The sequence below is a fragment of the Nocardiopsis sp. KDC1DS13DA1 genome, from assembly GCF_055632325.1.
The window spans coordinates 169,781-186,865 of record NZ_JBVMUY010000003.1; the positions used below are offsets into that span (position 1 = coordinate 169,781).

13 protein-coding genes and 1 pseudogene are annotated in these 17,085 nt (G+C 73.5%); 8 read left to right on the top strand and 6 right to left on the bottom strand.

The genetic code is table 11. The features are described 5' to 3' along the window. The first annotated feature begins 4 nt into the window (after window positions 1–4). Both ACTVAJ_RS01765 and ACTVAJ_RS01770 read left to right on the top strand, forming a co-directional pair. Window positions 5–817: an HAD family hydrolase gene (locus ACTVAJ_RS01765; RefSeq protein ID WP_470386225.1), complete on the top strand. Its 813-nt coding sequence runs from the start codon at window positions 5–7 to the stop codon at window positions 815–817. Between the two features lie 80 nt (window positions 818–897). Next, window positions 898–1,395 carry a DUF2087 domain-containing protein gene (locus tag ACTVAJ_RS01770; protein WP_470386226.1) on the top strand — a complete coding sequence of 166 codons (498 nt, stop codon included), beginning with the start codon at window positions 898–900 and terminating at the stop codon, window positions 1,393–1,395. A gap of 24 nt (window positions 1,396–1,419) precedes the next feature. Here ACTVAJ_RS01770 and ACTVAJ_RS01775 read toward each other — a convergent pair whose 3' ends face one another. The 3 genes from ACTVAJ_RS01775 to ACTVAJ_RS01785 all read right to left on the bottom strand — a co-directional run bounded on the left by ACTVAJ_RS01775 (window position 1,420) and on the right by ACTVAJ_RS01785 (window position 5,887). Beyond that, the gene (locus ACTVAJ_RS01775; protein ID WP_470386227.1) at window positions 1,420–3,888 is read right to left on the bottom strand and encodes a SpoIIE family protein phosphatase; all 2,469 of its coding nucleotides are present in this window, start codon (window positions 3,886–3,888) and stop codon (window positions 1,420–1,422) included. Between the two features lie 63 nt (window positions 3,889–3,951). Next, window positions 3,952–4,656: a GntR family transcriptional regulator gene (locus tag ACTVAJ_RS01780; protein ID WP_470386228.1), complete on the bottom strand. Its 705-nt coding sequence runs from the start codon at window positions 4,654–4,656 to the stop codon at window positions 3,952–3,954. A 67-nt stretch (window positions 4,657–4,723) separates the two neighbouring features. Further along, window positions 4,724–5,887 (bottom strand): molybdopterin molybdotransferase MoeA, encoded by a 1,164-nt coding sequence (locus tag ACTVAJ_RS01785; RefSeq protein WP_470386229.1) that lies wholly within the window; start codon window positions 5,885–5,887, stop codon window positions 4,724–4,726. Between the two features lie 166 nt (window positions 5,888–6,053). On the opposite strand from ACTVAJ_RS01785, the gene ACTVAJ_RS01790 reads away from it, so the two are divergent. From ACTVAJ_RS01790 to ACTVAJ_RS01815, 6 genes are all read left to right on the top strand, one after another. Then, the gene (locus tag ACTVAJ_RS01790; protein ID WP_470386230.1) at window positions 6,054–7,067 is read left to right on the top strand and encodes a 2-dehydropantoate 2-reductase; all 1,014 of its coding nucleotides are present in this window, start codon (window positions 6,054–6,056) and stop codon (window positions 7,065–7,067) included. A gap of 129 nt (window positions 7,068–7,196) precedes the next feature. After that, complete coding sequence (locus tag ACTVAJ_RS01795) at window positions 7,197–9,146, top strand: molybdopterin oxidoreductase family protein (RefSeq protein ID WP_470386231.1); 1,950 nt, start codon at window positions 7,197–7,199, stop codon at window positions 9,144–9,146. A gap of 120 nt (window positions 9,147–9,266) precedes the next feature. Next, complete coding sequence (locus ACTVAJ_RS01800) at window positions 9,267–11,282, top strand: NAD(P)H-dependent oxidoreductase subunit E (protein ID WP_470386232.1); 2,016 nt, start codon at window positions 9,267–9,269, stop codon at window positions 11,280–11,282. Beyond that, window positions 11,279–12,220 (top strand): 2Fe-2S iron-sulfur cluster-binding protein, encoded by a 942-nt coding sequence (locus tag ACTVAJ_RS01805; protein ID WP_470386233.1) that lies wholly within the window; start codon window positions 11,279–11,281, stop codon window positions 12,218–12,220. The genes ACTVAJ_RS01800 and ACTVAJ_RS01805 overlap by 4 nt, the downstream gene beginning before the upstream one ends. A 63-nt stretch (window positions 12,221–12,283) precedes the next feature. After that, entirely contained in the window at window positions 12,284–13,165 is an 882-nt protein-coding gene (gene fdhD, locus ACTVAJ_RS01810) for a formate dehydrogenase accessory sulfurtransferase FdhD (RefSeq protein ID WP_470386234.1), read from the top strand. 71 nt (window positions 13,166–13,236) lie between these two features. Further along, window positions 13,237–13,668, top strand: coding sequence for a gamma-glutamylcyclotransferase family protein (locus ACTVAJ_RS01815; protein WP_470386235.1), 432 nt, complete (start codon window positions 13,237–13,239; stop codon window positions 13,666–13,668). A gap of 73 nt (window positions 13,669–13,741) precedes the next feature. Here the strand turns inward: ACTVAJ_RS01815 and ACTVAJ_RS01820 are convergent, their stop codons facing one another. The 3 genes and pseudogenes from ACTVAJ_RS01820 to ACTVAJ_RS01830 all read right to left on the bottom strand — a co-directional run. Further along, a complete protein-coding gene (locus tag ACTVAJ_RS01820) occupies window positions 13,742–14,896 on the bottom strand; it encodes a S1 family peptidase (RefSeq protein WP_470386236.1) in 1,155 nt (384 codons plus the stop codon). Between the two features lie 493 nt (window positions 14,897–15,389). Next, a complete protein-coding gene (locus tag ACTVAJ_RS01825) occupies window positions 15,390–16,937 on the bottom strand; it encodes an aldehyde dehydrogenase family protein (protein WP_470386237.1) in 1,548 nt (515 codons plus the stop codon). Next, window positions 16,934–17,085: pseudogene (locus ACTVAJ_RS01830) on the bottom strand (succinate--CoA ligase subunit alpha); the annotation flags it as partial. The pseudogene ACTVAJ_RS01830 and the gene ACTVAJ_RS01825, both read right to left, overlap by 4 nt.

Here is a 17,085-nt window from a genome sequence, read left to right on the forward strand (position 1 = left end):
CGGCATGGTCTCTCCCCGGGTCATCGCGACCGATCTCGACGGCACCCTCCTCCGATTCGACGGCTCCCTCTCCCCCCGCACCATCGACGCCCTGTCCGCCGCCGACGCCGCGGGGCTGCGGGTGGTCGTCGTGACCGCCCGTCCCCCCGCGGCCACCTGGATGATCGCCGACCGGCTGCCGTGTGCCGCCGTGGTGTGCGCCAACGGCGCCTTCACCCACCTGCACGACCGGTCCGCCCCCCTGGTGCGCGCCCTGGGCCAGGACACCTCGGGGACCGTGGTCGAGAAGCTGCTGGCCGCCGTGCCCGATCTCGGCTTCGCCGTGGAGACCGGGGACGGGCTCGTGTACGAACCGGCCTTCGAGCTGTCGGAGTGGGCGGCCCAGGCCCCCTGGAGCACCGAGGTCGACGGTGTCGGGGAGCTGTTGGAGCGGGCCGCGCCGATCGCCAAGCTGCTGGCGCGGGCGGCGCGGACGCCCCTGCACGACATGCGCGTCGAGGCCCAGACCGCGGTCGGGGGGCTCGCGGAGGTCACCTACTCGGGCGGCAGCCGGTTGCTGGAGATGAGCGCCCCGGGCGTGACCAAGGGCAACGCCCTCGCCGAGCTGTGCGCGTCGTGGGGGGTGGGCGCGGACGAGGTCGCCTACTTCGGCGACATGCCCAACGACCTGTCCGCGCTCACCTGGGCGGGGCACGGCTACGCGATGGCCAACGGACACCCGGACCTGTTCGATCCCGTGCTGGGGCTGGGTGTGGCCCCCTCCCACCAGGAGGACGGGGTGGCCCGGGTCGTGGAACGCATCCTCGCCGCGCTCTGACCCGGCAAACCCCTGGCCAGTCGGCGGGGGCACCTCCTAGGATCACGTGGCGGAACAGCCACCGATCCCAGGAGGGCCCCGTGCCGCACCCGACCCAGCTCGCCTCCTCCCTCGCGGACGCCGACCGGCTCGCCCTGTACGCCCGGGTGGTGTGCGCGGGGACCGACGGGCTCCCCTCGGACGAGGTCCGGTCCGGCGGACCGAGGACGGCCAAACGCCTGGCGCGCCTGCTGCGTGACGGGCTCGTGCGCGAGGCGGACCAGCGGATCACGGCCGCCCCGGACGTGTTCCGGGAGGCCGTGGAGGGCCAGCGGCCCGCGGTGTCCGACCCGGTCGACGCCCTGTTCCGGCAGGGCCGTCTGGACCGGCTCCCGCTACGGTCGGACCTGCGCCAGGCGGCGCTGCGCCAGGTCGCCGACCGGCTCTTCGCCCCCGAGCTGGAGTACACGGAGAAGCAGGTGAACACCGCCATCCTCACCTGCTTCGACGACCCGTCCGCGATGCGCCGCTACCTGGTCGAGGAGGGGTACCTCGAACGGGAGGACGACGGCAGCCGGTACCGCGTCATCCGGGCCTGAGCGCCCCGGGGGGCGGTGTCCGTCCTACTCCCGGCCCCCGGCGGCGGGGAGGGGCTGCTCGGCCCAGATGATCTTCCCGTCCCCGGTGTACCGCGTGCCCCACCGGTGCGTGAGCTGGGCGACCAGGAAGAGGCCGCGCCCGCCCTCGTCCATGGTGCGGGCGTGCCGCAGCCGGGGGGACGTGTTGCTGGTGTCGAAGACCTCGCAGATCAGCCCGGTCTGCCGCAGCAGCCGCAGGCGGATCGGGCCCGTCGCGTAGCGGATGGCGTTGGTGACCAACTCGCTGACGACGAGCTCGGTCGTCATCGCCAGCTCGTCCAGCCCCCACGTGTGCAGTTGCCGGGAGGCGCGGGAACGGACGTCCGCCACCGCGGCCGGGTCGGAGGGCACGTCCCACGAGGCGATCTGGTCCGCCCTCAGGGCGTGCGTCCGGGTGAGCAGCAGCGCGGCGTCGTCGGTGTGGGGCCCCGGCAGTAACCGCCGGACCGTGCTCTGGCAGAGTTCGTCGAGCGGGACCCCCGGACGGGCCAGGGCGCGCCCGAGGCGGGACATGCCGGACTCGGGGTCCCGGCCGTCGAACCGGATGAGGCCGTCGGTGTAGAGGGCGAGCAGACTGCCCTCCGGCAACTCCACCTCGGCCGCCTCGAAGGGCAGTCCGCCCAGGCCCAGGGGCGGCCCGGCGGGCAGGTGGGGGACGTACACACTCCCGTCGGGTCGGACCACCACCGGCGGCGGGTGCCCGGCACGCGCCATCGCGCATCGCTGGGTGACGGGGTCGAAGACCGCGTACAGACAGGTGGCGCCCGTCATGGCGGTGGCCGTCGACTCGTCCTCCGGGTTCTCGTCGACCAGGGTGATCACCAGGTCGTCGAGATGGGCCAGCAGCTCGTCGGGGGGCAGGTCCATGTCCGCGAGCGTGCGCACGGCGGTGCGCAGACGGCCCATCGTCGCCGCGGCGTTGAGTCCGTGTCCGACCACGTCACCCACGACCAGCGCCACCCTGGCCCCGGACAGGGGAACGGCGTCGAACCAGTCGCCGCCCACCCCGTCCTTGACGTCCGAGGGCAGGTACGCGGACGCCGTCTCCAGCACGGTCCCCGTGGCGAGCGCGTGCGGAAGCAGGGTCCGCTGGAGTGCCAGGGCGATGGCGTGTTCGCGCGAGTAGCGGCGGGCGTTGTCCACGCACACGGCCGCCCGGCTCACCAGCTCCTTGGCCAGCATGAGGTCGTCGGGCTCGAAGGGCGTCAGGTTCTTCGACCTGACGAAGGTGGCCAGCCCCAGCACGGTGTTGCGGGCCCGCATGGGGATGGAGATGAGGGAGTGCAGGCCGAACCTGCGCATGCTCTCCACCCGCGCCGGCTGCTCCACCGCCCAGCGGTCGTCGTCGGGGTCCAGGACCGGGATGAGGACGGCGTCGCCCTCGACCAGGTAGCGGGCGTCGTGCGGCGGCGGCACGAAGTCCACCCGGTCCCCGCGCCTGGCGACCGCCTCCGGGCACCCCTCCCGGATCGAACTCAGCCCCGCCCTGCGCAGCACCGGTCTGGTGCCGGGCGGCCAGGGCGGCGGTTCCTCGACTCCGAGGACCGACTCCAGAAGGTCGACGATGACGAAGTCGGCGAAGCGCGGCACCGCGAAGTCGGCGAGTTCCTGGGCCGTCAGGGACACGTCCAGGGTGCTGCCGATCCGTGTGCCGGCCTCGTTGAGCAGGCGCAGGCGGTGCTGGGCGTTCCACCGCTCGGTGACGTCCATCACCATGTAGCACACACCGGTGACGGCGCCCTCCGCGTCGACCAGGGGGAAGAACGAACTGGAGTAGGCGTGCGGGCGGTACGGGTCCGCCCAGCTCCAACCCTGGTACTCGTGGTCGATCACGGGAGCGCCGGTCTCCAGCACGTCCCGCATGAGGGTCTCCAGCGCCTCGGCCCGCAGGCCGGGGAGGATCTCTCCCAACCGTCGGCCCAGACGCTGGTCCCTGGGCACCCCGCCGAACCGCTCCAGGGTGTCGTTCACCCAGACGAAGCGCAGTTCCCGGTCGAGCACGGCCATGCCGATCGGCGAGCGGGTGAGGAAGCCGTCCAGCACGGACTGGCCGACCGTCCATCCCGGGGCGTGCTCCTGTCCGGAGGCCAGGAAGCACCGCCGCCCGTCCAGGACGAAGACGGCCGAGACCCGCAGGTCGACCTCGACCGGCCGACCGCTCCGGTGGCGGAGCGCGACCCTGCCCCGCCAACCGCTGCCCGAACGGCACCGGTCGGCGATCCTCGCCGTACGGGCCGGGTCCGGGTCCTGCGCCCCCGGGAGCAGGCAGACCGCGGACCGGCCGACCACCTCGGCGGCCGGATACCCGAGCAGGTCCTGCGCACCGCGGGTCCAGCCGAGGACCGCACCGGTCTCGTCGATCACCGCCGCCGTGTCACCCTCGGCACCGATGTGCTCCGACGTGCCGGACGGCCCCGGCGGGCCGGGTGGCGTCCCGGGCTCTGGCTTGGACATCTCGCTCACCACCGAACCCCGCTACGCCTTCATCATGCCCGCGTCAGCACGGTTCCTAGCGTTTCAGCGCTGTTGATCCGGCTCCTCCGCGGAGACGCCGTCGACCTCCTCGTGGTACGTGCGCCTGGTGCGCTCGGTGTGCTCGCCCATGATCCGCAGGGCCTCGTCCGCGTTCCCCGCCTCGATGGCGTCGACCAGACCGGAGTGCTCGTCCCAGGAGGCCAGACCGCGGATCCGGGCGACCGGCGCGTAGTACCAGCGGACCCGCCGGTCGACCTGGGCGACCAGTTCCGAGAGCACCTGGTTGCCCGACGCCTCGGTGACGGCGCGGTGGAAGTCGGCGTTGGCCTGGACGAGCGCGTCGACGTCGGCGTACCCGGTCGCCTCGCGTCCCACCGAGACGAGGTGACGCAGGCGGCCGACCTCCTCGGGCGTGGCGTTCCCGGCGGCCAGACGGGCCGACTCGGTCTCCAGCAGGGCGCGGACGGCGAGCAGCTGGTCGGCCTCGCTCTCGGTGGGCGTGTGCACGAACGCTCCGTAGCCGGGGCGCAGGTCGACCCAGCCCTCGTTGCTGAGCCGCTGCATGGCCTCGCGGACCGGCTGCCGCGAGACCCCCAGGTGCTTGGCCAGCTCGGTCTCGACCAGGTGCTGGCCGGGTGAGAGCTCACGTGTGGTGATGAGGTCGAGGATGGCCTCGTAGACGGACTCGCGCAGTGGCACCGGTCTCTGGACGCGCCCTGCTGCGGCGCTCAACCCCTGCGGGGACATGGAGTGGCTCCCGATCTCCTGGACGTGTTCTTTGTAGACAGTGTACGAAGAGTGATCGGGGTCTCGGTCACCCAGGCACCTCCAGCAACTCCACGCGGTCGGGTGTCCGCCCCGGCACGCGGCTCGGCGGGACGACCGCGAGGGCGTCCGCGCCGGCGACCGCGCCCAGGTCGGCGGACCCCCGGCAGGGAAGCTCCACGGCCAGGTCGCGGCTGACCCGCACGGGGACCACCCGGGTGTCGTCGGGATGCGGCCGGGTCCTCCCGCCCAGCCGGACCCGGCGTCCGGTGCGCACGGGGTCGCGGCGTCCGGCACGGCCACCGATCACCGGGACCAGGAGCGTGAGCGCGGCGACCAGCGCGGCGCCGGGGTTGCCCGGCAGCCCCACGACGACGGTTCCCGAGGGCAGCACCGACAGCAACTGCGGGTGGCCGGGACGGCAGGCCACACCGTCGACGACGGTTCGCGCGCCGAGCCCGGCCAGCACGGCGCGCAGGTGGTCGGCGGGCCCGACCGACGACGATCCGCAGACCGCCACGACGTCTCCGGAACCCGCCTCCCCGAGGGCGTCGGCCAGGCCGGGCCCGCCGTCGGCCAGCCGCACGGCGGGGGCGCACCGGCCGCCCGCCCAGGCGACGAGGCCGGGCAGCAGCGGCCCGATGGCGTCACGGACCGCGCCCGGAGGCGGCGTGCCCGAGGCCACCACCTCGTCCCCGGTGACCAGGACGCGGACGACGGGACGGACCACGGTCAGCGCGTCCCTCCCCAGGCTCGCGGCCAGCCCCAGCAGGGCCGGGGTGACACAGGCGCCGCGCGGTGCCACGTGCTCCCCGGCGGGGGTGGTCTCGCCGCGCCGACGGATGTGCCGCCCCGACGGGACGGTCCCGTGGACGGTGCCGGAGGAGACCGTGGCCCGCTCGTGGGGGAGCACGGCGGTGGTGCCCTCCGGAACGACGGCGCCCGTGGCGATCTCCACCGCCTCCCCCTCGCGCAGGCGGGCGACGGCCCCCGGGCGCCCGGCGAACGACCTGCCCAGGACGGCCCACGGGCCCTCACCCGACACCGCGTAGCCGTCCATCGCCGCGCAGTCCGACGCGGGAACGTCGGCCGCCGAGACCAGGTCGGCGCCGAGGGTGGCACCGAGCGCCGCCGCGAGTCGCTCCTCGACCATGGTCGGTTCACCCTCGGCACCGGTCGCCCGCGCCGACTCCCGTGCCGCCGCCCAGGGCATCAGGACACGGTGCGGCCGCGCGTCCGGCCGGGGAGGCGGATCCCGGCGAAGAAGCGAAGAAGTTTCCGAGGCACTCGGGTCCGGCATTCCTTCTCTCCCCTGCCGACTGGAGGAACGATGCAGTGAAGCATACTGTATACAGTATGTGAAATGGAAGGAGTGTCCCATGCGAATCGCCGTACTGGGCGCCGGAGCGATCGGCGCCTACGCGGGGGCGGCCCTGCACCGGGGCGGCGCCGACGTCCACCTCGTCGCCAGGGGCCAGCACCTGCGGGCCATGCGCGAACGGGGCGTCCGGGTCCTCAGTCCGCGCGGCGACTTCACCGCGCACCCCCACGCCACCGACGACCCGGCCGAGATCGGTCCGGTCGACACCGTCATCCTCGGGCTGAAGGCCCAGCACTACGCCGGGTGCGGGCCGCTGCTGCGCCCCCTGCTGGGCCCCTCCACCGCCGTCGTCGCCGCCCAGAACGGCATCCCGTGGTGGTACTTCCACGGCGTCGGGGGGCCGCTGGCAGGCCGGAGGATCGAGAGCGTCGACCCCGGGGGCGCCGTCAGCCGCGTCATCCCCGTCGAACGGGCCGTGGGATGCGTGGTCTACGCGGCCACCGAGATCGCCGGTCCGGGGGTGATCCGGCACATGGAGGGAACCCGGTTCTCCATCGGCGAGCCGGACGGCTCCGACTCCCGGCGCTGCCGCGAGCTCCAGGCGGCGATGCACGCGGGCGGCCTCAAGTGCCCGATCGAACCCGACCTGCGCGAGGACATCTGGGTCAAACTCATGGGCAACATCGTCTTCAACCCGCTCAGCGCCCTCACCCGCTCCACCATGGTCCAGATCTGCCGGAACCGGTCGACCCGCGACCTGGCGCGCACCATGATGGCCGAGACCCTGGAGGTCGCCGCCCGGCTGGGCGTACGCACGGACGTGTCCGTCGAGCGCCGCCTGGCCGGAGCCGAACGGGCCGGGGACCACCGCACCTCGACCCTGCACGACCTGGAGCGGGGCCGCCCCATGGAGCTGGACGTCATCCTCTCCGCCGTCGTGGAGCTGGCCGACCTGACGGGCACCCCCGCTCCCGCGCTCCGCACCGTCGACGCCGTGGCCGGGCTGCTCAACGCTCGGGTGCTCGACGCGGCGGACCGCGGACCGTCGGACCCGGCGTCCACTCCCGCCTGAGGCACGCCCTTGACCGCCGCCCCCTGCAAGCCAATACTGTATGCAGTATCCAAAACCTTCCGGGCGGCACCCGAGACACGCCCGGCACGGCACGAAGAAGCGAATCCGGCCACGACCAAGCGAGGCCACATGCGATCCGACGCCACCCCGGCCCCCCACGACCGGCTCACCCGACCACTCGTCCGCGACGGCGGCGAACTCCGCCCGGCCTCCTGGGAGGAGGCCCTCGACCGCGCGGCCTCCGGGTTCGGTCGCGGAGTGGAAGAGCACGGCCCCGACTCCTTCGGCATGCTCTCCTGCGCCCGGGCGACCAACGAGATGAACTTCATGGCACAGAAGTTCACCCGTGTGGTCGTGGGCACCAACAACGTCGACTCGTGCAACCGCACCTGCCACGCGCCCAGCGTCGCCGGACTGGCTGCGGCCTTCGGTTCGGGCGGGGGCACCTCCTCCTACACGGAGATCGAGGACACCGACCTCATCGTCATCTGGGGCGGCAACCCGCGCTTCGCCCATCCCATCTTCTTCCAGCACGTACTCAAGGGGGTACGGCGCGGCGCGCAGCTGTTCGTCGTGGACCCCCGGCGTACGCCGACCGCCGAGTGGGCCGACCGCTGGCTCGGCCTCGACGTCGGCACGGACATCCCCCTGGCGCACGCGATGGGCCGGGAGATCCTCCACTCGGGGCTGGCCAACGACACCTTCGTCCGGCGCGCCACCACCGGCCTGGAGGAGTACCGCGCCCTGGTCGAGCCGTGGACGCTCACCGCGGCCGAGGCCGAGACCGGCGTCCCCGCCGAGGCGATCCGCGAACTCGCGCACGCCTACGCCCGGGCCGAACGCGCCCAGCTGTGCTGGACGCTCGGCATCACCGAGCACCACAACGCCACCGACAACGTCCGCGCGCTGATCAACCTGTCCCTGCTCACGGGGCACGTGGGCCGCCACGGCTCCGGCCTCAACCCCCTGCGCGGCCAGAACAACGTGCAGGGCGGCGGTGACATGGGGGCCATCCCCGACCGCCTCGCGGGCTTCCAGGACATCCTGGACCCGAAGGTCCGCGCGAACTTCGAGGCCGTGTGGGGCCGACCGGTCCAGGGGCGCAGGGGCAGGACGCTGACCCAGATGTTCGAGGCGATGGACGGGGGAGGACTGAGAACGCTCTACGTCATCGGGGAGAACCCCGTCCAGTCCGAGCCGGAGACGCACAGGACCACCCGCAGGCTGCGGTCCCTGGACCACCTGGTGGTCCAGGACATCTTCCTCACCAGGACCGCGGAGCTCGCCGACGTGGTCCTGCCCGCGAGCGCGTCCTGGTGCGAGTCGGACGGGACCTTCACCAACAGCGAGCGCCGCGTCCAACTGGTCCGCAGGGCCCTGGACCCGCCCGAGGGCGCCCGCGACGACATCGAGATCATGTGCGACCTGGCCACCCGCCTGGGCCACTCCTGGGAGCGCCCCACGGCGGAGGAGATCTGGGACGAGGTCCGCTCGCTCTCGCCGATGCACCGCGGGATGAGCTACGCGCGGTTGGAGGAACTGCACGGCATCCAGTGGCCGTGCTACTCCGAGGACGGCCTGGAGCCGACCTACCTGCACTCGCGCCTGTGGTCACAGGACCCCGCCGAGCGCGGCGAGCCCGCGCCCTTCGGGATCGTGGGCCACGCGCCGCCGGTGGACCTGCTGGACGAGGACTACCCGTTCCGGCTGACGACCGGCCGCAGGCTGGACGACTACAACACCGGCGTGCAGACCTCGGGCTTCTCCTCACCCATGCGCCGCGGCGAACTGCTGGACCTGTCCCCGGAGGACGCCGCCAAGCTCGGCGTCGCCGACGGTGAACCGGTGCGCGTGTCCTCCCGGAGGGGATCGGTGCTGGTACCGGTCTCGATCACCCCGTCCATGCGTCCGGGGCTGGTGTTCATGACCTTCCACTTCCCCGACCAGGTGGACACCCAGCTGCTGACCATCGACGCCACCGACCCGATCGCCGGGACGGCCGAGTACAAGGCGGCCGCGGTCCGGATCGACCGGGTCCCGGAGGGGGCGGCGCGGACCCGGGCGACCGCCGTCGGCTGAGGCACGCGGATCCGACCGCGACGATCCCGCCCGGGAGGGTTGTCAACCGGACCAGATACCCCATACCGTCCTCTGTATACAGAATCCCACGATTCGTCCGACCCACGTAATGAGGTGACCGTGGACCTGCGATTCCTGGACGAGGCACCCACCACCGCCGAACGCGAGGCCGTCGACAGCGTGCTGGGCCCGCCCGAGTCCGGGTGGGACGGCGGCGCCCGCCGGGACGCCGACCTCCGGTACGCACGGGGCGGCCACGCCGCCCGGGACCGGCGCGACCTGCTGCTCCCCGCCCTGCACGCGGTCAACGACCGGGTCGGCTGGATCAGCCGGGCCGCCCTCGACCACGTGTGCCGCCGCCTGACCGTGCCCCCGGCGGAGGCCTACGCCGTCGCCTCCTTCTACGCGATGTTCGCTCTGCGGGAGCGGCCGCGCCGGGTCGTGCACCTGTGCACGGACATCGCCTGCGCGGCGGCGGGCTCGTCCGGACTGCGCGACGGGCTCGCCGCCCGCCTCGGACCGCCCGGCGGCCACGACGGCACGGTGTCCTGGCACGAGAGCCCCTGCCTGGGGATGTGCGAGCGGGCGCCCGCCGCGCTGGCCCTGGAGGCGGGAGACCCGCCCCGGTACGCCGTGGCCGCCCCCGCGACGGCCGGCGCCCTGGCCACGCTGGCGCAGGGCTCCCCCGCCGACGGGTCGCCGACCGGCGCGGACGGCGGGCCCCCGGGAGACGACGGACGGGGCACCTTCGGCTCCGCCCTCCTGCCCGGGACCGCCTCCGAGCCCGACCCCGCCGCGGCCGTGCCCGACGCGGGCTCCCCCGACCACGTCCTGCTGCGGCGGATCGGCGTGGCCGACCCGCTCAGCCTCGACGGCTACCGCACCGAGGGCGGCTACGCGGCGCTGCGCCGGGCGCTGCGGCTCGGCCCGGCCGGGGTGATCCGCGAGGTGACCGACTCCGGCCTGGTCGGCCGGGGCGGCGCCGCCTTCCCCACCGGCCGCAAGTGGCGGGCCACGGCCGAGCAGCCGGACGGCCCGCACTACCTGGTGTGCAACGCCGACGAGAGCGAGCCCGGCACCTTCAAGGACCGCGTCCTGATGGAGGGCGACCCCTTCGCGGTCGTGGAGGCGATGACGATCGCCGGGTACGCGATCGGCGCCCACCACGGCTACCTGTACATCCGCGGCGAGTACCCCCGCGCGCTGCGGCACCTGGAGAACGCGATCGCCCGGGCGCGGGAGCGCGGACTGCTCGGCCCGGACGTGCTGGGGTCGGGGTTCTCCTTCGACATCGAGATCCGGCGCGGCGCGGGCGCCTACGTCTGCGGCGAGGAGACCGCGATCTTCGGCTCCATCGAGGGCCTGCGCGGGGAGCCCCGGACCAAGCCGCCCTTCCCCGTGGAGAAGGGCCTGTTCGGCAAGCCGACCGCGGTGAACAACGTCGAGACCCTGGTCAACGTGCTGCCGATCCTGCTCGACGGCGGACCGGCCTACGCGTCCGTGGGCACCGGCGGCTCCACCGGCACCAAGCTGTTCTGCCTGTCGGGCGCGGTCCGCCGCCCGGGACTGTACGAGCTGCCCTTCGGCGCGACCCTGGGCGACCTGGTCGGGGCGGCGGGCGGTCCGCCGCCCGGGCGCTCGGTCAGGGCGGTCCTGCTCGGCGGCGCGGCCGGGGTGTTCGTGCGCGGCGACGAGACGGGCATCCCCCTCACCTTCGAGGGCACCCGGGAGGCGGGCGCGACCCTGGGATCCGGGGTGGTCCTGGTCCTGGACGACACCTCCGACCTGGTCCGGCTGCTCGCGCGGATGGCCGCCTTCTTCCGCGACGAGTCCTGCGGACAGTGCGTCCCCTGCCGCGTGGGGACGGTCCGCCAGGAGGAGTCACTGCTGCGGATCGGCCGCGGCCGCGACCCCGCCGCCGAGGTGGCCCTGCTCCGCGAGGTCGGTCAGGCCATGCGCGACGCCTCGATCTGCGGGCTCGGCCAGACCGCGTGGAACGCGGTGGAGTCGGCGATCGACCGGCTCGGCCTGTTCTCCGACGCCACCGGTTCCGGCACCGCCGGCCCCGCTCCCGACGACACCCACCCCACCGCCGCCCCGGGCACGCGGGCGGCGACCAAGGAGGAGGACCGATGACCGTCCCCGTACCCCTGTCCCCGCCCCGGCGGCTGATCGACGCGACCATCGACGGCGAGGAGGTCCGCGTCCCGGAGGGCACCACCGCGCTGGAGGCGTGCGAGGCGGCGGGCACCGAGGTCCCGACCCTCTGCTACGGCGACACCCTCACGCCCAGGAACGCCTGCCGGGTGTGCGTGGTGGAGGTGGAGGGCGCCCGCACGCTGGCCCCCGCCTGTTCACGGAAGCTGGAGCCCGGCATGCGGGTGCGCACCGACTCCGAGCGGGTCCGGCACAGCCGCCGCATGGTGTTGGAGCTGCTGGGCTCCTCCGTCGACCTGTCCACCACACCGGGGGTGCCCGAGTGGACGGAGCGGTACGGGGCCGACCCCGGACGGTTCGGTCCGCGGGCCGAACCCGCCGCCCTGGGCGAGCGCGACGCCCGCCGGGCGGGCGAGCACGAGACCATGGACGGCCGCGCGGCGGAGACGGTCGAACAGCCCGCCAAGGTGGACAACGACCTCTACGTGCGCGACTACGCCAAGTGCATCATGTGCTACAAGTGCGTGGACGCGTGCGGCGACCAGTGGCAGAACACCTTCGCCATCGGGGTGGCCGGACGCGGGTTCGACGCCCGGATCTCCACCGAACACGACGTCGCGCTGCCCGACTCGGCCTGCGTGTACTGCGGGAACTGCATCGAGGTCTGCCCGACCGGCGCGCTGTCGTTCACCACCGAGTACGAGATGCGGCGGGCGGGGACCTGGAAGGAGGAGGAGCAGACCCGGACGACCACGGTGTGCACCTACTGTGGTGTCGGCTGCAACGTGACGCTGCACGTCCAGGAGAACGAGATCGTCAAGGTCACCTCCCCGCACGACAACCCGGTGACCCATGGAAACCTGTGTGTGAAGGGCAGGTTCGGCTTCCAGCACGTCCAGCGGCGCGGCGGCGGCTGAGCGGGCCCGGGGACGGCCCCGGACGAACCGGATACGACACGGCCAGCGGAGGCGGTGAGGCGGATGGGACGGGTCACGGTCAGGGAGAAGGTCCTGCGGATCAGGGACGGCGCCGTCAGCGAACGGGTGGACACGCTCGTCGCGGAGGAGCCCCTGGAGATCAGGCTGGACGGCGCCCCGCTGAGCGTCACCATGCGCACCCCGGGGCACGACTTCGACCTGGCGGCCGGGTTCCTGGTCAGCGAGGGCGTGGTCGGCGCCAGGGGGGAGCTGAGCGCGATCCGGTACTGCGCGGGGGCCACCGAGGACGGCTCGAACACCTACAACGTGCTCGACGTGTCCCTGGCGCCCGGGGTACCCCGCCCGGACACCTCCCTGGAGCGCAACTTCTACACGACGTCCTCCTGCGGGTTGTGCGGGAAGGCGAGCCTGGACGCCGTACGCACGAAGGCGCGGTGGCCGGTGTCCGGGGACGCGCTGCGCGTGGGTGTGGACACCCTGGCGCTGCTCCCCGACCGGCTGCGCGCGGCCCAGCGGGTGTTCGACCGCACCGGCGGCCTGCACGCCGCCGGGCTGTTCACCGCCGACGGCGAGCTGCTCGCCGCGCGCGAGGACGTGGGCCGCCACAACGCGGTGGACAAGCTGGTCGGGTGGGCGCTGAACGCGGACCGGCTGCCGCTGCGCGAGACGGTGCTGATGGTGTCGGGACGCGCCTCGTTCGAGCTGGTGCAGAAGGCGTGGATGGCCGGTGTCCCGGCCCTGGCCGCCGTCTCGGCGCCCTCGTCCCTGGCCGTCGATCTGGCCGCGGAGGCGGGGATGACCCTCGTCGGGTTCCTCCGCGGCACCTCCATGAACGTCTACGCCGGGCGACACCGGATTCTCCTGGAGAAGGCGCTGACCCCGCCTTCGGCGGCCACGGGAGACCTCCGCGCCCCGGACCGGTAGACGCGGGTCCGGTCGGCGCGCCCAAGCCCCCCGCGCCGGCCGGCCCCGACACCGGTCCTAGGATCTCGACCATGCACCGACTCCCCGAGCACCGCCAGCCGCTGTTCGTCTACGGCACGCTCCTGTTCCCGGAGATCCTGGACGCCCTCCTCGGCCGGGTTCCCGACTCCGCACCCGCGGCCGCTCCCGGTTGGCGGGTCGCCGCGCTGCCCGGACGCCCCTACCCGGTGCTGGTCCCGGGGTCCGGAACCGCCTCCGGACGGATCCTGTCCGGTCTGTCGGAGTCCGAGCGGCGGATCATCGACACCTACGAGGACGCGTGGTACGAGGTGCGCCCGCTGGAGCTGGCCGACGGCCGCACCGGCTGGGCGTACGCGGCCGAGGGGGCCGCCGGCGCGTCCCCGCAGGACTGGGACGCGGACGCCTTCGCGGCCGGGCACCTGGCGGCCTACGTCGAGGGCTGCCGCACCCTGCGCGCCGAGCTGACCGGCGCGACCGGCTGACCGGTTCGGGTCCCGGAGCACGGGAACGGGCACCGGCCCGCCAGGGAGGCCGGTGCCCGCGTCAGGGGGTGGGTCAGCCCGTGAGCAGGGTCAGGTTCCACTGCTCCAGGATCGGGTTGAGCGGCTGGAAGTAGGTGGTCCCGCCGGAGGTGCAGTCACCGGAGCCGCCGGAGGTCACGCCCTGCGCCTCGGTACCCGCGAGCCAGGAGCCGCCGGAGTCGCCGCCCTCGGCGCAGGCGGTGGTACGGGTCAGACCGTGCACGTGCTGGCCGCGGGGGTAGCGGACGGTCTGGTCCTTGGCCTCGATGACACCGCACTGCCAGCCGGTGGTCCGGCCGGAGCGGCACACCGTCGCGCCGACGGGGGCCTCGGCGGAGCCGGTGACGGTCACCGAACCGCCCTGGTAGTCGTTGACCTCGGCGGTCGGGACGACGTCGGGGCTGGTGATCTCCACCCAGGCCATGTCGCTGCGCGGGAAGACCGATCCGGCGACCGTGCCGATCTGCTCCGTGCCGGGCACGTCGAGCCAGGTGTCGCTGCCCTCGTCCCCGCAGTGGCCCGCGGTGGCGTAGCCGCCCACGACACCGAAACCGACCGAGCAGACGTACCAGCTGCCCCCGTCCTGGAAGTAGTAGGGGTTGCCGCCGACGATCTCGGCGTAGGTCCGGGGCGCCTGGGCGCTCTCCTCGAAGGTGACGGCGTCGGCGGCCACACCCGCGTCGGCGGCGAACTCCTCGGCCGCCGACCGCTGTCCCGGGGCCGCCTCGATGACGACGGCGTCCCGCCCGGGGTCGGCGTACCAGCCGTGGACGGTGGCGGGGGCTCCGTCGGCGGCCGCGTCCAGGGCCTCGACGACGGAGCCGAGTTCGGCCTCGCCGTACTCGACGAACTCGGGGACGGCTCCGGAGCTGCGGACGGCGCCGAACGCGGAGCGCTCCGTGACCTGGACGGTGAGGTCCTGGGTCCGGACGTCGAAGACCGCGCCGCCGAAGTCCTCGCCGAGCTCCGCACGGAGTTCGGCCTCCGTCTCGGCGGCCTCCTCCTGGGCGTCGAGGAGGTCGGTGACCCCGGCCTCGGTCAGGCCGAAGGTGCTCTGCATGGCGGCCATCTGCTCCGGAGCGAGGCCGCCGGTCTCGGACTCGGCCGAGGCGAGGCCGGTGCCCGTGACGACGAGGCCGAAGGCGAGGGTGGTGGTCCCGAGCGCACGGCCGAGAGGGGATCTGTGCAAGGTTCTGCCCTTTCAGGAGGGTTACTAGGCAGTGGGGGTCCCTGGCACCCGTGGGGGTGGACAGTTCGACAGGTCCGGGGGCCGGTCGAACGCCGATGTGTTCACTGGGGTGATGAACAGGGGCAAACGTAAGCCAATCCCCCCGAAGAGAACAACATCCTGAATACGGAGCGGATTGGAAGGACTCCTTACAGACACACGCGAAGATGGGGAAAACGACAGGGGGCGAACGCATGCATGCCGGAAAAACGGGCACTCCCGCGCGCGAAAACCGGCCTCTTTACCACACGCAGGAACCGTGGAGAAAGGGATACACGATGACCGGTTCCGGTCAGTTCTGATCGCGCTCCGCAACGGAGAACCATGACTCATTCGCCCCTTATTCGCCCCATAACAGTGCGAAATGGACTCAAGTCCACAAAAGCACAAGAAACGCCCGGGAAACCACTCGGGGCTCCCCGGGCGCGCCCGGTGCCGGTGCACACCCGCCCGTCTACACCCGTCCCTCCGGGCGCAGCGTGTAGTGGGGGAAGTTGCCGGGCAACCGCTCCCCCGCGGGTCCACGGGTCACCGCGTGCACGAGGAGTTCGCCGCCGACGAAGGCGCCCCGCCACGAGTCGCCCCAGCCGCCGAACAGCTCGTCGCGGTCCCCGCGTGAGCGCGGCCGGTTGACGCCGACCTTGAACGCCCGCACCCCGGCCGCCAGCCGTGCCGCCGTGTCCGGGTCGTCGCAGGACACTGTGGCCACGAGCGCCCCGTTGCTGGCGTTCATCGCGGCCAGCAGTTCGGCCTCGGTGTCCACGAGCACGACCGTGTCGACCGGACCGAACGGCTCGGCGTGGAACAGCGGCGAGGAGCGCGGCGGCTCCAGCAGCGCCACGGGCGCCACGTAGGCGTCGGTGTCCTGTCCCGGGACGAGGAGGGCGTCGGACAGCTCGCCCCGGTACAGCGGCACCGCTCCGCCCGCGACCGCCTCGGCCACCCGCTCCCTCAGGTCCTTGGCCTTGGCCGCGTTGATCACCGGCCCGAAGTCCAGTTCGGGCGGATCGTCGTCGGGCTCCCCGACGGCCAGCGGGTGACCGAACCGCACGCCTTCCACCGCCGCCAGGTAGGCGCCGAGGAACGCGTCGAACCGGGACCGCTGCACCACGAACCGGGGATAGGCGGTACAGCGCTGTTTGGCGTAGTCGAAGGTCGCGCGGATCTGCCCCGTGAGGGTCTCCCAGTCCCCGTACTCCCACACACCCCAGCAGTTCAGTCCCTCCTGTTCCAGAACGTGCGGGCGCCCCAGGTCGGCGAGGTCGGCCGCCACGCGTCCCCCCGCGTCCCGGCCGCCCACGAAGGACACGCAGCCGATCTGCGCCCCCCGCACCAGGGCCGGGGACAGTTCCCGGCCGCCTCCGCTGACCAGGGTGAACGGCAGCCCCTCGCGCACCGCCAGCGCCACGGCCAGGGTGAGGCAGACCAGACCGCCGTCGGTCGGGGTCTTGGCGATGACCGCGTTGCCCGCGAGCGCCTGGACGCACATCGCGTGTGCCAGCACGCTCATCGGGTAGTTCCAGCTCGCGATGTTGCTGACCGGGCCGTCCAGGGGCAGACGGCCGTCGAGCATGGCGTCCACGCCGTCCAGGTACCACCCGACACCCGAGATCGCCCGGTCGACGTCCTGCCGGGCCAGCCGCCAGGGTTTGCCGATCTCCCACACCAGGGCGAGCGCGAGCGTGTCGCGGTGCCGGGACCAGGCGCCCACCGCCGCGCGGACCCGCGCGCGGCGCTCGGCCAGGGGGAGGAGGCTCCACCGGGCGTGGTCGGCGGCGGCCCCGCTGACCGCGCGGGCCGCGGTCGGGCCGTCCAGCATGGGCGGACCGGCGATCCCGCGTCCGTCCACCGGGGAGTAGGCCGCCCGGGGCGTGCCGTCGTCCCGCCACCGCCCGCCCCAGTGGTGGTGCGTCCGGTCGGCGCCGAACGCCTCCGGGGCGAGCTCGCGGCAGCGCGTGTACAGGTCCGCCCAGTCGGTGCCGGGCTTGAGCATCACCGTCATGAGATCGCGGCCGCCCCCGAGCGGGAGGGGGCGCCCTCCTCCTCTCCGCGTGCGGTACCGGTCAGGAGGCCACGGACGAGCGCGGCGGTTGCACTGGGGGTCTTGCCGACCTTGACGCCGACGGCCTCCAGGGCCTCCTTCTTGGCGG

Bases quoted from the DNA above. Each gene is read 5' to 3' on its own strand.
- ACTVAJ_RS01765 (WP_470386225.1), top strand. From the start codon at position 5: ATGGTCTCTCCCCGGGTCATCGCGACCGATCTCGACGGCACCCTCCTC.
- ACTVAJ_RS01775 (WP_470386227.1), bottom strand. From the start codon at position 3,888: ATGTCCAAGCCAGAGCCCGGGACGCCACCCGGCCCGCCGGGGCCGTCC.
- ACTVAJ_RS01780 (WP_470386228.1), bottom strand. From the start codon at position 4,656: ATGTCCCCGCAGGGGTTGAGCGCCGCAGCAGGGCGCGTCCAGAGACCG.
- ACTVAJ_RS01785 (WP_470386229.1), bottom strand. From the start codon at position 5,887: ATGCCCTGGGCGGCGGCACGGGAGTCGGCGCGGGCGACCGGTGCCGAG.
- ACTVAJ_RS01790 (WP_470386230.1), top strand. From the start codon at position 6,054: ATGCGAATCGCCGTACTGGGCGCCGGAGCGATCGGCGCCTACGCGGGG.
- ACTVAJ_RS01795 (WP_470386231.1), top strand. From the start codon at position 7,197: ATGCGATCCGACGCCACCCCGGCCCCCCACGACCGGCTCACCCGACCA.
- ACTVAJ_RS01805 (WP_470386233.1), top strand. From the start codon at position 11,279: ATGACCGTCCCCGTACCCCTGTCCCCGCCCCGGCGGCTGATCGACGCG.
- fdhD (WP_470386234.1), top strand. From the start codon at position 12,284: ATGGGACGGGTCACGGTCAGGGAGAAGGTCCTGCGGATCAGGGACGGC.
- ACTVAJ_RS01815 (WP_470386235.1), top strand. From the start codon at position 13,237: ATGCACCGACTCCCCGAGCACCGCCAGCCGCTGTTCGTCTACGGCACG.
- ACTVAJ_RS01825 (WP_470386237.1), bottom strand. From the start codon at position 16,937: ATGACGGTGATGCTCAAGCCCGGCACCGACTGGGCGGACCTGTACACG.